Source organism: Arthrobacter sp. TJ-240 (assembly GCF_058269195.1).
This window is the reverse complement of sequence record NZ_JBZCNG010000004.1, coordinates 56814-71699: the sequence shown is the minus strand read 5'-3', so window position 1 is coordinate 71699 and position 14886 is coordinate 56814. Positions and strand designations below refer to the sequence as shown.

The window sequence follows — 14886 nt, the reverse complement described above, 5'->3', positions numbered from 1 at the left end:
TTCTGTTATCCGTTCGAGGATATCGCGGGTGGCCGGGCCACGGTACCCGCACGCCGCCCATCCTCGCCCGCCCCGGCCGGGACACATGGTCGGGTAGACTGGTGGGTCGAAGGGGAGTAGCTCCACGTCGTCAGGACGTGCGGCCTGTCGACATACTGGCACCGATGGTGCCCGGCAATCCACCGGTCAACCCGGCGAGCGAGACCTTCGGCCGAACCGACGCACCTGAGTCCACCGGCCGGAGCTTCCCGCTTCGGTGCCGGATGCGCAGGCGCACGACACCCATCGGAGCACCCGTGACACCCCCCGAACAGTCCCCCTCCCGCGACGACATCCGCCGGTGGCGCCAGTACCTCGCCGACGAGCGCGCGGAGGCCGCCACCTACCGGGACCTCGCCCGCCGCCGGACCGGTGAGGAGCGGGAGATCCTCCTCGGCCTCGCCGAAGCCGAGCGCCGCCACGAGGCGCACTGGCTCGCCCTTCTCGGCGATCACGTCGGACGCCCCCAGCGGCCTTCCTTCCGCAACCGGCTCCTCGGCCTGCTCGCGCGGCGCTTCGGGTCCGTCTTCATCCTGGCGCTCGCGCAGCGCGCCGAAGGGCGCTCCCCCTACGGGACGGACCCCTCCGCCACGAGCGCCATGGTGGCCGACGAGCAGATCCACGAGGAGGTGGTGCGCGGCCTCGCCACCCGTGGCCGCAACCGGCTCTCCGGCAACTTCAGGGCCGCCGTCTTCGGAGCGAACGACGGCCTCGTCAGCAACCTCGCACTCGTCATGGGTATCGGTGCCACGGGTGTCTCCACCTCGTTCATCCTGTTCAGTGGCCTGGCCGGGCTGCTTGCGGGCGCCCTGTCGATGGGCGCCGGCGAGTACGTCTCGGTCCGCTCGCAGCGCGAGCTGCTCTCGGCGACGCGCCCCACGCAGATCACCCTCACCGCGGCCAAGGAACTGGACATCGACTCCAACGAGCTGGTGCTCGTCTACCGGGCGCGCGGCATGACGCCGGCGGCGGCGGAGCACCGGGCGGCGGAGCGGCTCGGCCTGTACAGCTGCGACTGCGACCCGAGCTTCTCGCTGCAGCCCGAGCAGGAGGAGGACGTCGACCAGCACGAGGCGGTCGGGACAGGCCTCGGTGCCGCCGCCTCCAGCTTCTGCTTCTTCGCCTCGGGCGCCATCATCCCGGTGCTGCCGTACATCCTCGGCCTCGGCGGCCTGACCGCCGTCGTTGCGGCCTGCGTGCTCGTGGGGCTGGCCCTGATGGCCACCGGCGCGGTGGTCGCCCTGCTCTCCGGCGCGTCGCCGCTGCGCCTGGCGCTGCGGCAGCTCGCCATCGGGCTCGGTGCCGCCGGCGTCACCTACCTGCTCGGCCTGCTCTTCGGCACCTCGGTGGCCTGACCGGGCGGCCTCCGCGTGCGCCCTGCGCGAACGTGCCTCCCCCCGGCCACCCGTGCGGTGCTGCAATGGTCCCTATGGACGAGCAGGAGGCTCTCGACGCGTACTCGGCGGCGGTCGTACGGATCGCCGAGTCCACCCTGCCGTCGGTCGCGGCGGTGTCGGTGCGTACCGCGCGCGGGACCGGGGCGGGCAGCGCGTCGGTCATCTCGACCAGCGGGCACCTGCTCACGAGCGCCCACGTGGTCGCCGGCGCACAGCGCACCGAGGTCGCGTTCGGTGACGGGTCCGTCCTCGGGGCGCGCGTGGCGGGCAGGGACCCGCTGTCGGACCTCGCCGTCCTCGAGGCCGACGGCAGCACGCCGCCGCCGGTGCCGTGGGGGGATGCCGCGAAGCTCCGCGTCGGGCAGCTCGTGGTCGCGCTCGGCAACCCGCTGGGCATGGCAGGCAGCGTCACCGCCGGGATCGTGTCCGCGCTCGGCCGGTCGCTGCCCACGCTCTCCGGGCGCGTGGTGGACGAGGTCATCCAGACCGACGCGAGCCTGAACCCGGGCAGCAGCGGAGGAGTGCTCGTCGACAGTGCGGGACGCATGGTCGGCGTGAACACCGCCGTCGCCGGGATCGGACTCGGTCTCGCCGTGCCGATCAATGCGACCACCCGGGAGATCATCGACGCGCTCATCACCCGTGGCCGCGTCCGGCGCGCGTGGCTGGGAGTGGTGGGAGCCCAGCTCACCCTCGGCCCCGAACTCGCGGCCCGCGTAGGATCGCGCACCGGCATGCAGGTGGCCTCCGTCGTCGCGGGCAGTCCTGCCGCAGGCGCCGGGGCCCGCGCCGGCGACATCGTCATCTCCCTGGACCATCTCCCCGTCCGCAGCGCGACAGGGATCCAGCGGCTGATGGTCGAGACGGCGATCGGACGGCGCATGGAGATGACGGTCTGGCGCAATGGAGCCCTGGTGGACATCGTCGTCCAGCCCGAGGAACTGCGCGTGCCCTGAGGTGTGGAGGCCGGCCCTCCGCCGCGCCGCCTAGGCTGCGTCGCGCTGCTGCAGGACGTGGTCCTCGAGCTTGCCGAGCGTCGCCTCGATGCTCGCGGGGTGCCTGCGGGTGAACCCGGTCAGTCGGAAGACGAACCTCCACGGCACGGCACGGCCGTCCCATTCCTCCCGCACCAGGGTCGCGTCACCGCGGGGTTCGAGCGTGTAGCGCCAGACGTGGGCCGAGAAGTGCCGCCAGGCGATGCGGCGGCCCTCCTCGAACTCGACCACCCGGTTCAGGATCCTGTAGGGCGCGCCCATCTTCATGTCCATACCGAACCTCGCTCCCAGGGACAGGCGCGCCGGGCCGTCGGGCTGCTCGCCGCGCACGGTCCCGGACCCGTCGATCACGCTGTGGAGGGCCGGGGTCGCGAGGACCTCGAAGATCCGTCCGGCGGGCGCATGGATGATCCGTTCGCGCGCGATGAGATAGGGGTCCGTGCCGGGCGTCGTCGTCATGTCCCCATTCTGCCCGGTCGTCGGACCCGGGTCCGAGGGCCGGACCCCTCCGTGCGGAAGGGCCCGGCTCCGCCGGTCAGGGCTTGAGCAGCACCTTGATGGCGCGGCGCTCGTCCATGGCCCGGTACGCCTCGGCGGCGTCCTCGAGGGGCATCTCGACGTCGAACACGCGTCCGGGGTTGATCGTCCCGTCGAGGACGTCCTTCAGCAGTTCGGGGATGTAGGTGTGGGCGGGGGCCATGCCGCCGCCCACCGTGATGTTCTTCGCGAACAGGACGCCGATGGGCAGTTCCGGTCCGCCTGCCGGCACACCCACGAAGCCGAGGTGGCCGCCGGGTCGCGTGCTGCGCAGCGCCTGGTCCATGGACTCCTTGGTGCCCACGCACTCGAGCACCGAGTCGGCGAGCACTCCACCGAGCAGCTCGCGCACCTTCGCCACGCCCTCGTCGCCGCGCTCGGCCACGATGTCGGTCGCCCCGAACTCGCGGGCGAGGGCCTGGCGGTCCTCGTGGCGGGACATCGCGATGATGCGCGCAGCACCGAGACGCTTGGCCGCGAGGACGCCACAGAGACCCACGGCCCCGTCACCGACCACGACGACGGTGCTGCCCGGGCCCACGTTCGCGGACACGGCGGCGTGGTGTCCGGTGGACATGACGTCGGAGAGGGTCAGGAGGCTGGCCGTCAGGGCGGCGTCGGGCTCGGAGACACCCTCGACCTTGCGCAGTGTGCCGTCGGCCTGCGGGACGCGCACGGCTTCGCCCTGGCCGCCCTGCAGGAAGTCGCCGTGCTCGTCGGTGCTGCCCCAGCCGGCGAGATGGTCGCACGCGACCGTCACGCCGTTGAGGCACTGCGGGCACTTCCCGCAGCTGTCCACGAACGGCGCGATCACGAAGTCGCCGACCGCGAGGTCCGCCACGTCGTCGCCGACGGACTCCACCACGCCGACGAACTCGTGCCCGATCGCCTTGGGTTCCTTGGTGGGCCGGACCCCCCGGTAGGGCCAGAGGTCCGAGCCGCAGACACACGTGGCGGTGACCCGGACGACGGCGTCGGTGGGACGGATGATGGTCGGGTAGTCACGGTCCTCGACGCGGATATCGCCCGGTCCGTGGATGATGGTGGCGCGCATGTGATCTCCTGGAAGTTGCCTGACGCAAGTAATGGTTCCCCTGCCGCCACTGTACAAGCAGCGCGAAGGCGGCCCTACCGTCGGGGTGTCCCCGTGGCGGACTTGAACTCGTGCTCCAGTTCCTCGAGACTCCTCCCCCGGGTCTCGGGGATGTAGCGACGGGCGAAGACGATCGCCGCGACCCCGAGGACCACGAACACGAAGAACGTGCTCGAGATGCCGATCACGTCCATGAGGATCGGGAAGCTGAGGCTCACGGCGAAGTTGACCATCCACAGGACGAACACGGCGGCGCCCATGCCGAGGCCGCGCAGGCGCATGGGGAAGATCTCCGACAGCATCAGCCAGGTCACGGGCGAGATGGCGCCCTGCTGGAAGGCGAGGAACGTCACCGTCAGTGACAGGACGAGGAAGCCCCGGACCGTGCCTTCGGGGACCAGCAGCGAGACGACCCCGATGGTGAGCAGCGCGGACGTCGTCCCCATCTGGCCCACCAGCAGCATGGGACGGCGCCCCACCTTGCCCAGCAGCCAGATCCCGACGAAGGTGGCACCCACGGAGATGACCCCGTTCGCGATGTTCGCCGTCAGCGCGGCCTGCGTCCCGAAGCCCGCGACGACGAGGATCTGCGTGCCGTAGTACATGATCGAGTTCACGCCGGTGATCTGCTGGATGACCGCGAGGCCGAGGCCCACCACGACGATCCGGCGGAGCCACGGCACGCGCAGGTCGCGGAAGCCCACGTCCTCGCGTTCGCGGTCCTCGATGGCCGTCGACCTGACTTCTTCGTACTCCTGCCGTGCCACGGCCGGCGGACGGAGCCGCTGCAGCACGCGGAGGGCGGAGCCGAAGGCTCCCTGGCCGGCCAGCCAGCGGGGACTCTCCGGCACGAAGTGCATCCCGATCCACAGGCCGATTGCCGGGAGGGTCGCCAGGACGAGCATCCAGCGCCAGATGCCGTGGCTGTCACCGAACACGTTCCCGAGGAAGGCGCTGGTACTGAAGGCGAGCAGCTGTCCGGTCACGATCATCAGTTCGTTGCGCGTCACCACCTGTCCGCGCCGTCCGGCGGGCGACAGCTCCGCGAGGAAGATCGGCACCATCACGGACGCGCCGCCCACGGCGAGTCCGAGGACGAGCCGCGACACCACCATGACGGTGACATCCGGGGCGAGGGCCGTGCCGAGGGTCCCGATCAGGAAGACGATCGCGAGCACGATGATCATCTTCTTCCGCCCGTAGGCGTCGGTGAGCCGCCCACCGGCGAGGGCCCCGAACGCCGCACCGAACACCAGCGAGCTCGCCACGAGTCCTTCCGTGAAGGCCGTGAGCCGGAGGTCGTCCACCATGAACGGCAGGGCCCCGTTGATCACCCCGGTGTCGAAGCCGAAGAGCAGGCCGCCCAGGGTTGCCACCCAGGTGACGCGCCGCAGGTACCTGCTCTGCGTCGCGCCGTCGGCGGCTGCCGCCGTGCCGTGCCTGGTCGTACTGCTCATGGTCCGCTCATCTTCCGCTGCTGCTCCTCCGACTCCGCCGTTCCGCCGACTCCGCCGTTCCGCCGACTCCGCCGTTCCGCGCCACCGGTCCGCGGCACCGTTCCGCTTCAGGCGGCGCACTCCTCACGCTACGTCGCCCCGCGAGGACTCTCGCGGGGTGCCGATGGGTCGACGCGGGTTGACACGGCCGGACCGCCCGCGCCTGCAGGGTCCCGGGAAACGGAACAGCCTCCCCCGCGCGAGCGGAGGAGGCTGTTGCCGAGGAACCAGGATCAGAGCGTGGCGTAGACCTCGCGGAGCAGCGTCGCGGTCTCGGACGGCGTCTTGCCGACCTTGACGCCCGCGGCCTCGAGGGCTTCCTTCTTGGCCTGCGCGGTCCCCGCGGACCCGGAGACGATGGCGCCGGCGTGGCCCATGGTCTTCCCTTCGGGGGCCGTGAAGCCTGCCACGTAGCCGACGACCGGCTTGGTGACGTTCGCCTTGATGAACTCGGCGGCACGCTCTTCGGCGTCTCCGCCGATCTCGCCGATCATCACGATGGCCTTGGTCTCGGGGTCGGCTTCGAATGCCGCGAGGGCGTCGATGTGCGTGGTGCCGATGACCGGGTCACCGCCGATGCCGATCGCGGTGGAGAAACCGAGGTCGCGGAGTTCGTACATCATCTGGTAGGTCAGGGTGCCGGACTTGGACACGAGGCCCACGCCGCCCTTGCCGGTGATGTTCGCCGGCGTGATGCCGACGAGCGCCTCACCGGGCGTGATGATGCCGGGGCAGTTCGGGCCGATGATGCGCGTGATCTGCTTCCCGTCGGCGTCGATCTTCGACTGGGCGAGGGCCCAGAAGGCGGCCGAGTCCTGTACGGGCACGCCTTCGGTGATGACGACGACGAGGCCGATGCCGGCCTCGATGGCCTCCACGACGGCGTCCTTGGTGAAGGCCGGCGGGACGAAGACGATCGACACGTCGGCGCCGGTCTCCTTGACGGCTTCCTCGACGGTGCCGTACACGGGCAGCGTGACGTCGCCGTGGGTGACGGTGGTGCCGGCCTTGCGGGCGTTGACGCCGCCGACCACCTGGGTGCCGGCCTTCAGCATGAGGGCTGTGTGCTTGGTGCCCTCACCGCCCGTGATGCCCTGGACGATGACCTTGGAGTCCTTGGTGAGGTAGATAGACATAGGGGTTCTCTTACTTTCCGTAGGCCAGAGCGGCGGCCTTGTCGGCGCCTTCGTCCATGGTGTCGGCGAGGGTGACCAGCGGGTGGTTCGCCTCGGCGAGGATGCGGCGGCCCTCTTCGACGTTGTTGCCGTCGAGGCGCACCACGAGGGGCTTGTTGGCCTCGTCACCGAGGATCTCGAGTGCCTTGACGATCCCGTTGGCGACGGCGTCGCAGGCGGTGATGCCGCCGAAGACGTTCACGAAGACGCTCTTGACCTGGCTGTCGCCGAGGATGACGTCGAGGCCGGCGGCCATGACCTCGGCGGACGCTCCGCCGCCGATGTCGAGGAAGTTGGCGGGCAGCACGCCGCCGTGGGCCTCGCCGGCGTAGGCGACGACGTCGAGGGTGGACATGACCAGACCGGCGCCGTTGCCGATGATGCCTACCTGGCCGTCGAGCTTGACGTAGTTGAGGTCGTGCTCCTTGGCCTTGGCCTCGAGCGGATCGGCGGCGTCCTTGTCCTCGAGCGCGGCGTGGCCGGCGTGGCGGAACCCGGCGTTCTCGTCGATGGTGACCTTGCCGTCGAGGGCGAGGATGTCGCCGCTGCCGGTCTTCACGAGCGGGTTGACCTCCACGAGCGTGGCGTCCTCCTTCACGAAGACGTCCCAGAGCTTGAGGATGGTGTTGATGACGCCGCTCCGGAGTTCGGGGGCGAAGCCTGCGGTGTCGACGATCTCCTCGGCCTTCGCCTGGTCGATCCCGGTGCCGGGGTCGACGGCGATGCGCGCGAGCGCTTCGGGGCGTTCGACGGCGAGCTGTTCGATCTCCACGCCGCCCTCCACCGAGCACATGGCCAGGTAGTTGCGGTTGGAGCGGTCGAGCAGGACGGAGAAGTAGTACTCCTCGGCGATGTCCGCGCCCTGCGCGATCATGACCGTGTGGACGGTGTGTCCCTTGATGTCCATCCCGAGGATGTCCGAGGCGTAGGCGAAGGCCTCGTCGGGGTTCTTGGCCACCTTGACGCCGCCGGCCTTGCCGCGGCCGCCGACCTTGACCTGAGCCTTGACGACGACGACGCCGCCGATCTTCTCGGCCGCTGCTTTAGCTTCTTCCGGGGTGTGCGCCACGATACCGGCGAGCACGGGAACTCCGTGTGCCTCGAAAAGATCGCGCGCCTGGTATTCGAACAGGTCCACTGAGTTGAAGTCCTTCTACGTCGAAGCAGGTGTACAAGAGGGAACTGTAGCCTCTCGGGCCCGAGGCCCTCCCCAGAGTACCGGTTTAGTGAGTAAGGCCACAGTTCTATCCTTTGTAGAAAACGGTCTGCCGTTCGTTGGGGTTTTTCACCCGGATCCCGTCACCGTCCCGCGGCCGGCGACGGAGCCACTGCCGGTCGCGAGGTTCCCGCGGATCATGCCGTCCCCGGGGCTCAGGCCACCTTGGTGAGCGGCGCGTAGCGCAGCAGCAGCCGCTTCTCCCCGACGTCGAACCGGACCTTGGCGACCGTCTTGTCGCCGGCGCCCTCGACGGACAGCACCGTGCCGTTACCGAAACTCGCGTGATTGACCTTGTCCCCGGCCGTGACAGAGACGACCTCCTTCTGGGGCTGCACACGCCCCACCGCCTTCGACGGCGAGGTGGTACCGCCGTCGAAGCCGCCACCGCTCGCACCCCAGTAGGAGCCGCTGAACCGCGGACCACCGATACTGCCGCCCGTGGCCCACGCGGGCTTCGCGGCGCCCTCGCGCTTCCACTGGATGAGCTCCTCCGGGATCTCGCTGACGAACTGGCTCTCGGGGTTGTACTGGCTCTGCCCCCACATGCTGCGCACCTCGGAACGGGTGACGTAGAGGCGCTGCCGCGCGCGCGTGAGCCCCACGTAGGCCAGCCGCCGTTCCTCGGCGAGCTCCTTGGGGTCGGTGGCGGAGCGCTGGTGCGGGAAGATGCCCTGCTCCATGCCCGTCAGGAACACCACGGGGAACTCGAGGCCCTTGGCGGTATGGAGGGTCATGAGAGTGACGACGCCCTGGCGCCGCGCCTCCTCCACCGCGCGCTGCACATCGGCGGCGGAACCCTCGAGGGCGTCGGGGATCTGGTCGGCGTCGGCCACGAGGGACACCTGCTCCAGGAAGTCCCCCAGCGTGCCCTCGGGGTTGTCACGCTCGAACTCACGGACGACGGCGACGAGCTCCGCGAGGTTCTCCACGCGGGACTCGTCCTGCGGGTCGTTGCTGGTCCGCAGCTGCTCGAGGTACCCGGTCTGCTCCAGCACCGCCTCGACGGCGGCGGACGCGCCGGAGCCGCCGGCCACCTCCGCGAGGTCGTCGATCAGCTTGACGAACCCCGCCACGGAGTTGACCGAGCGCGTGGCCATGCCCGGTGCCTGGTCCGCCCGGCGCAGGGCCTCCATGAAGCTGACCCGCTCGCGCTCGCTCAGGGCCGCGATGGCGTATTCGGCGCGGTCGCCGATGCCGCGCTTGGGCTCGTTGAGGATGCGGCGGAGATTGACGACGTCGTCCTGGTTCACGAGGACCCGCAGGTACGCCAGGGTGTCCTTGATCTCCTTGCGCTCGTAGAACCGCGTGCCGCCGACCACCTTGTAGGGCAGGCCGACGCGCAGCAGGATCTCCTCGATGGACCGTGACTGTGCGTTGGTGCGGTAGAAGATGGCGACGTCGCCGGGACGGATGCCGTCCTCGTCCTGCAGCCGGTCGATCTCCTCCGCGATGAAGCGGGCCTCCTCGTGCTCGTTCTCGCCGACGTACCCGATGATCTTCTCGCCGCTGCCCTCTGCGGTCCACAGCCGCTTCTCAGGCCGGTTCGGGTTGCGGGAGATCACGGCGTTGGCGGCGCTGAGGATGTTCTGGGTCGAGCGGTAGTTCTGCTCGAGCAGGATGGTGCGGGCGCTCGGGTAGTCGTTCTCGAACTCGACGATGTTCCGGACGTCGGCGCCGCGGAAGGCATAGATGGACTGGTCCGAATCGCCGACGACCGTGAGCTCGGCCGGGTCGTCCGAGGATTCGCCCGGGACGCCGACGATCTCCCGGACCAGGGCGTACTGGGCGTGGTTGGTGTCCTGGTACTCGTCGACGAGGACGTGCCGGAAGCGGCGCCGGTAGTAGTCGGCCACGCCGGGGAAGGCACGGAACATGAACACCGTCTGCGCGATCAGGTCGTCGAAGTCCATCGCATTGGCCTGGCGCATGCGCTGCGCATAGCCCGAGTAGACCTCGGCGACGGCCTGCTCGAAGGGATCGGAGGGGTCCACGTCGGAGGCGAAGGCCTCCTCGTCGATCAGCTCGTTCTTGAGCGCGGAGATCTTGTGCTGCATGGCCTTCGGGGCGAACTTCTTGGGGTCGAGGTCCAGTCCCTTGGCGACGAGCGTGATCAGGCGCAGCGTGTCGGCGGAGTCGTAGATGGAGAAGTTGGAGTTGAGGCCCACGGAGGCTGCCTCCCGGCGCAGGATCCGCACGCAGGAGGAGTGGAACGTCGAGATCCACATGCGCTTGGCGACGTCGCCGATCAGCCCTTCGATGCGCTCGCGCATCTCGGCGGCTGCCTTGTTGGTGAACGTGATGGCGAGGATCTGCCCCGGGTGGGAGCGGCCGGTGGCGAGCAGGTACGCGATGCGATGGCTCAGCACGCGGGTCTTGCCGGAGCCGGCTCCCGCGACGATCAGCAGCGGCGACCCGCCGTGCTTCACGGCCTCCTCCTGCTGGGGGTTCAGCCCCACCAGGAGTTCCTGCGCGCGGTGCTCGTCGACGCCGACACGCGACGGCACGTGCTCGGTGGCGGGGTCCGCAGGCTCCGCCGTCCCCGCCATCGCCGCCTCGCGTGCTCGCTTCTTCTCGGCGGGCGTGGGCGGGGAGACGTAGGGATCGAAGAGCATGTCCATGGTGCATCAAGTCTAGGCCGTGCCCCCGACACTCGCCCTTCCGGGGATGGGTGGGGCACTCTCACCCATACTGGAGGAGTGGGAAAGACAAGGGCTCAGATAGCACGCAAGCACGCGACGGGCGCGACACCCGCTCCATCCCCCCTGACTGCCGCGCCCGCGCGGAACAGGCAGGGCAACGGGACGCTCGTGATCGTCCCCGCCGCCATCGCGTCCCTGCTCCTCTTCTGGTACTTCCACCTGCTCACCCTCGGCCAGATGACGCAGCTGTCGGGCGGCCTCACCATGCCGGACATGATGATCGGCGGGTACGACACCGCGTACGTGCAGCGCCTGCACGGGGAGATGGACGACGACGCCCGCGGCCAGCTGAGCTACCTCCACCGCACGGCGGGTACGCTCTTCCCCCTGATCTTCGCGTTCGCCTGGCTCCTGCTGATCCAGCTCAACGCAGGCCGCCGCTGGTTGCGCTGGCTCCTGTGGTGCCCGGTGATCCTGTTCGTCGTCGTCGATCTGTGGGAGAACATCGCGATCGACACCGCGCTGGCGCAGGCGACCGCCGATCCGGGCGCCGTGATGCTCGCATCGACCCTGACGGTGCTGCGATGGGTGCTGCTCGCCCTGAGCCTGGTGGCGGGCGCGACGGCCGTCTTCCTGCCCTCACGTCTGCGGGGTACGGACGGGGCAGGGAAACCGCGCGGCGAGCGGGTAAGCTAGGACCGCCGGATCGGTGCACTGCACCATCCCGGCCTCTGTAGCTCAGTAGGATAGAGCGTCCCTCTCCTAAAGGGAAGGTCGTCGGTTCGATTCCGGCCAGGGGCACAGGCAGCCGACGAGGGGGAGGACGGGCGGAACCGCCCATCCTCCCCCTCGTCGCGTGCGCGGTAGGTTGGACGTCATGGGGAATGACGGAGGGACGTCGCCGAGGCCGATGGCTGACGCTCCGGTCATCACGGTCACCGCCCTGTGCCTGCTGGACGACCGCGGCCGCCTGCTCCTGGTCCGCAAACGCGGGACGACGCTCTTCATGCAGCCCGGCGGCAAACCGGAGGAGGGCGAGACGCCGGCAGAGACCGGTGTACGGGAGCTGGCCGAGGAACTGGGCCTGGCTGTCCGGCCCGGCGACCTCACGCTCCTGGACACCTGGCGGGGACCGGCGGCCAACGAGGCGGACACGCTCCTCGTCGCCACCGTCTTCCTGTGCCCCCTGACGGCCGAGCCGCTCCCCGCTGCGGAGATCGAGGAGATCGACTGGCTCGACCTCGGGCACGCGACGGGGCGCCGGGACCTCGCCCCGCTGCTGACCGACTTCGTGATCCCCGCACTGCTGTCGCTGCGCGGCTGAGCCCTAGACGCCGCTGAGCGCCTCGGGCTCCTCGTCAACCGCCACGTTCTTCTGCATGGCGAACTGGGTGCGGTGCAGTTCCTCGTAGCGGCCGCCGAACGCCAGCAGCTCGTCGTGCGAGCCGCGTTCCACGATCTGGCCGTCCTCGACCACGAGGATCATGTCGGCGCTGCGGATGGTGGACAGGCGGTGGGCGATCACCATGGCGGTGCGTCCCGCGAGCGCCTCACTGAGTGCGGCCTGCACGGCCGCCTCCGACGTCGAGTCGAGCGCCGCCGTCGCCTCGTCGAGGATGACCACGCGCGGGTGGGCGAGCAGCAGCCGCGCGATGGTCATGCGCTGGCGCTCACCGCCGGAGAGCCGGTAGCCGCGCTCGCCGACCATCGTGTCCAGCTGGTCGGGCAGCGACCGGACGAGCGGTTCCAGCCGCGCCCGCCGGACGGCGTCCCACACCTCGTCCTCGGTGGCCTCCGGACGCGCGAGCCGGAGGTTGGCGAGGATCGTCTCGTGGAACAGGTGGCCGTCCTGCGTCACCATGCCGAGCGTCTCCCGCATCGAGGCGAAGGTCACGTCCCGCACGTCGGTCCCCGACAGCCGCACCGCACCGCTGTCGACGTCGTACAGGCGCGCCAGGAGCTGCGCGATGGTCGACTTCCCGGCACCCGAGGTGCCCACGAGGGCGACCGTCTGCCCGGCCTCGATCCGGAAGGACACCCCGTGCAGTACCTCCTCGCCGCCGCGCGTGTCGAGCGTGGAGACCTCCTCGAGGGACGCGAGCGAGACCTTGTCCGCGGACGGGTAGGCGAAGCGGACGTCGTCGAACTCCACCGCGACCGGGCCCGCGGGGACGGTGGCGGCGTCGGGCTTCTCCTGGATGAGGGGCTGCAGGTCGAGCACCTCGAAGACGCGCTCGAAGCTGACGATGGCGCTCATGATCTCCACGCGCGCATTCGCGAGGCTCGTCAGGGGCGCGTAGAGCCGCGTCAGCAGGAGGGCGAGGGTGACCACCTCACCCGTGTCGAGCTGTCCCTGGAGGGCGAGGAAGCCGCCCAGCCCGTAGACCAGGGCCAGGGCCAGCGCGGAGACGAGCATGAGGGCCGTGAAGAACACGAACTGCAGCATCGCGGTCCGCACACCGATGTCCCGGACGCGCGCGGCGCGGACGCGGAACTCCTCGGACTCCTCGTCCGGCCGGCCGAAGAGCTTCACCAGGGTGGCTCCGGGGGCGGAGAAGCGCTCGGTCATCTGCGTGCTCATGGCCGAGTTGTGGTCCGCCGCCTCGCGGCGCAGGGCGGCCAGGCGGCTGCCCATGCGGCGGGCGGGCACGAGGAAGACGGGCAGCATGACGACGGCGAGCACCGTGACCAGCCAGGACGTGCTCAGCATCACCGCGAGCGTGAGGATCAGGGCCACGAGGTTGGTGACCACGCCGGAGAGCGTGCCGCTGAAGGCCTGCTGCGCGCCGATGACGTCGTTGTTGAGGCGGCTCACCAGGGCGCCCGTCCGGGTGCGGGTGAAGAAGGCGATGGGCATCTTCTGCACGTGGTTGAACACGGCGGTGCGGAGATCCAGGATCACGCCCTCGCCGATGCGCGCCGAGTACCAGCGCGTCACGAGGGACACCGCGGCGTCCGCGACCGCCACGAGCGCGATGACGACGGCGAGCCGGATGACCGTGCCCGTCTCGCCGTCCGCGACGATGACGTCGACCACCTGGCCGGCGAGCACCGGCGTCGCGACCGCGAGGAACGCGCCGACCACGGACAGCAGGATGAACAGCACGAGCTTGGACCGGTAGGGCACGGCGAACGTGAGGATCCGGCGGACCGACTCCCGGGAGAACCCGTGCTTCGTGTCCTTCGCGGTCGAGATCCTGTACAGCGAGCTCCAGGCCGCGCCTTCCATGCTCATTGCGATTCCTTCCAGGGATGCCAGTCCCACCGTGGGGTTGCCGGTGTCTGGACCCGTGACGCAACACTTCGGAACAATAAGTGGATGCTCCGGTGTTCACGTCAGTAGTGTTCGACTCCGGTCCCGGCCGGGGCGGAGGTACGTAGGGTTCAAGCCGTTCCCCGCGTCTTCTATTTCCCCGCCAGCCGTGTCCGCCCCATGCAACCGAAGGAAGCCCCCCATGAAGTATCGCCTGTCCGTCCTCGGAACCGCCGCAGCCCTCACCCTCGCGCTCGCCGGCTGCTCGTCGTCCCCGGCGGGTGACGGCGGATCGTCGGAGTCGGCGGCGTCGTCGTCGCTGCAGGAGATCCAGGATTCCGGCGTCCTGACCGTCGGCACCGAGGGCACCTACCAGCCCTTCAGCTTCCACGAGGGCGGCAGCGGGGAGCTCACCGGGTACGACGTCGAGGTCATCACCGCCGTCGCGGAGAAGATGGGCGTCGAGGCCGAGTTCCAGGAGACGCAGTGGGACGCGATCTTCGCGGGCCTCGAGGCCGGCCGCTTCGACGTGATCGCCAACCAGGTCTCGATCACGGACCAGCGCAAGGAGACCTACGACTTCTCCGAGCCGTACACCGTCAGCTCGGGCGTGATCGTCACGACGGCCGACAACACCGAGATCACCTCGTTCGAGGACCTCTCCGGCAAGACGACCGCGCAGTCCCTGACCAGCAACTGGTACGAGCTCGCCACGGAGAGCGGCGCGAACGTGGAGCCCGTCGAGGGCTGGGCGCAGTCCGTCACGCTCCTCGAGCAGGGCCGCGTGGACGCCACCATCAACGACGAGCTCACCTACCTCGACTACCAGAAGTCCAACAACAACGAGGGCATCAAGATCGCGGCCACCACGGAGGAGTCGTCCCAGAGCGCCGTCGCGGTCCGCAAGGGCAGCACCGAGCTCGTGGACGCCATCAACACGGCCCTCGCCGAGCTGCGCGCCGACGGCACGCTCGCGGAGATCTCCGAGAAGTACTTCGGTACCGACGTCAGCGAGTGATGCCGGCGTGGAGGTACCCGACGGG

At 69.8% G+C, this 14886-nt stretch carries 12 protein-coding genes and 1 tRNA gene; 6 read left to right on the top strand and 7 right to left on the bottom strand.

The annotated features are described in order from the left end of the window. Positions 1 to 263 precede the first annotated feature (263 nt). Positions 264 to 1394: a VIT1/CCC1 transporter family protein gene (locus tag AC4D2C_RS11315; RefSeq protein ID WP_490914923.1), complete on the top strand. Its 1131-nt coding sequence runs from the start codon at positions 264 to 266 to the stop codon at positions 1392 to 1394. 74 nt (positions 1395 to 1468) lie between these two features. Further along, positions 1469 to 2392 carry a S1C family serine protease gene (locus AC4D2C_RS11310; RefSeq protein WP_490914921.1) on the top strand — a complete coding sequence of 308 codons (924 nt, stop codon included), beginning with the start codon at positions 1469 to 1471 and terminating at the stop codon, positions 2390 to 2392. A gap of 30 nt (positions 2393 to 2422) precedes the next feature. Here AC4D2C_RS11310 and AC4D2C_RS11305 read toward each other — a convergent pair whose 3' ends face one another. From AC4D2C_RS11305 to pcrA, 6 genes are all read right to left on the bottom strand, one after another. Beyond that, positions 2423 to 2890 (bottom strand): SRPBCC family protein, encoded by a 468-nt coding sequence (locus AC4D2C_RS11305; RefSeq protein ID WP_490905252.1) that lies wholly within the window; start codon positions 2888 to 2890, stop codon positions 2423 to 2425. A 76-nt stretch (positions 2891 to 2966) separates the two neighbouring features. Further along, a complete protein-coding gene (locus AC4D2C_RS11300; protein WP_490905251.1) occupies positions 2967 to 4022 on the bottom strand; it encodes a zinc-dependent alcohol dehydrogenase family protein in 1056 nt (351 codons plus the stop codon). 74 nt (positions 4023 to 4096) lie between these two features. After that, a complete protein-coding gene (locus AC4D2C_RS11295) occupies positions 4097 to 5518 on the bottom strand; it encodes a sugar porter family MFS transporter (RefSeq protein ID WP_490914920.1) in 1422 nt (473 codons plus the stop codon). Positions 5519 to 5790: 272 nt separating this feature from the next. Continuing rightward, entirely contained in the window at positions 5791 to 6693 is a 903-nt protein-coding gene (sucD, locus tag AC4D2C_RS11290; protein ID WP_490914919.1) for a succinate--CoA ligase subunit alpha, read from the bottom strand. A 10-nt stretch (positions 6694 to 6703) separates the two neighbouring features. Next, on the bottom strand, positions 6704 to 7870 hold the full coding sequence (gene sucC / locus AC4D2C_RS11285; protein WP_490914918.1) for an ADP-forming succinate--CoA ligase subunit beta: 1167 nt from the start codon (positions 7868 to 7870) through the stop codon (positions 6704 to 6706). A 233-nt stretch (positions 7871 to 8103) separates the two neighbouring features. Next, entirely contained in the window at positions 8104 to 10563 is a 2460-nt protein-coding gene (gene pcrA / locus AC4D2C_RS11280; protein WP_490915268.1) for a DNA helicase PcrA, read from the bottom strand. 84 nt (positions 10564 to 10647) lie between these two features. On the opposite strand from pcrA, the gene AC4D2C_RS11275 reads away from it, so the two are divergent. From AC4D2C_RS11275 to AC4D2C_RS11265, 3 genes are all read left to right on the top strand, one after another. Next, complete coding sequence (locus AC4D2C_RS11275; protein WP_490914917.1) at positions 10648 to 11286, top strand: hypothetical protein; 639 nt, start codon at positions 10648 to 10650, stop codon at positions 11284 to 11286. Between the two features lie 31 nt (positions 11287 to 11317). Beyond that, positions 11318 to 11391, top strand: a tRNA-Arg gene (locus AC4D2C_RS11270). Positions 11392 to 11500: 109 nt separating this feature from the next. After that, positions 11501 to 11914, top strand: a complete 414-nt coding sequence (locus AC4D2C_RS11265; protein WP_490914915.1) for an NUDIX hydrolase — start codon at positions 11501 to 11503, stop codon at positions 11912 to 11914. 3 nt (positions 11915 to 11917) lie between these two features. Here the strand turns inward: AC4D2C_RS11265 and AC4D2C_RS11260 are convergent, their stop codons facing one another. After that, a complete protein-coding gene (locus AC4D2C_RS11260) occupies positions 11918 to 13825 on the bottom strand; it encodes an ABC transporter ATP-binding protein (RefSeq protein ID WP_490914913.1) in 1908 nt (635 codons plus the stop codon). A gap of 220 nt (positions 13826 to 14045) precedes the next feature. On the opposite strand from AC4D2C_RS11260, the gene AC4D2C_RS11255 reads away from it, so the two are divergent. After that, a complete protein-coding gene (locus tag AC4D2C_RS11255) occupies positions 14046 to 14861 on the top strand; it encodes an amino acid ABC transporter substrate-binding protein (protein ID WP_490914912.1) in 816 nt (271 codons plus the stop codon). Positions 14862 to 14886 lie beyond the last annotated feature (25 nt).

Coding starts and splice junctions, on each gene's coding strand:
- pcrA (WP_490915268.1), bottom strand. CDS start 10,563: ATGCTCTTCGATCCCTACGTCTCCCCGCCCACGCCCGCCGAGAAGAAG.
- AC4D2C_RS11310 (WP_490914921.1), top strand. CDS start 1,469: ATGGACGAGCAGGAGGCTCTCGACGCGTACTCGGCGGCGGTCGTACGG.
- AC4D2C_RS11305 (WP_490905252.1), bottom strand. CDS start 2,890: ATGACGACGACGCCCGGCACGGACCCCTATCTCATCGCGCGCGAACGG.
- AC4D2C_RS11255 (WP_490914912.1), top strand. CDS start 14,046: ATGAAGTATCGCCTGTCCGTCCTCGGAACCGCCGCAGCCCTCACCCTC.
- AC4D2C_RS11265 (WP_490914915.1), top strand. CDS start 11,501: ATGGCTGACGCTCCGGTCATCACGGTCACCGCCCTGTGCCTGCTGGAC.
- AC4D2C_RS11295 (WP_490914920.1), bottom strand. CDS start 5,518: ATGAGCAGTACGACCAGGCACGGCACGGCGGCAGCCGCCGACGGCGCG.
- AC4D2C_RS11300 (WP_490905251.1), bottom strand. CDS start 4,022: ATGCGCGCCACCATCATCCACGGACCGGGCGATATCCGCGTCGAGGAC.
- AC4D2C_RS11260 (WP_490914913.1), bottom strand. CDS start 13,825: ATGAGCATGGAAGGCGCGGCCTGGAGCTCGCTGTACAGGATCTCGACC.
- AC4D2C_RS11315 (WP_490914923.1), top strand. CDS start 264: ATGCGCAGGCGCACGACACCCATCGGAGCACCCGTGACACCCCCCGAA.
- sucD (WP_490914919.1), bottom strand. CDS start 6,693: ATGTCTATCTACCTCACCAAGGACTCCAAGGTCATCGTCCAGGGCATC.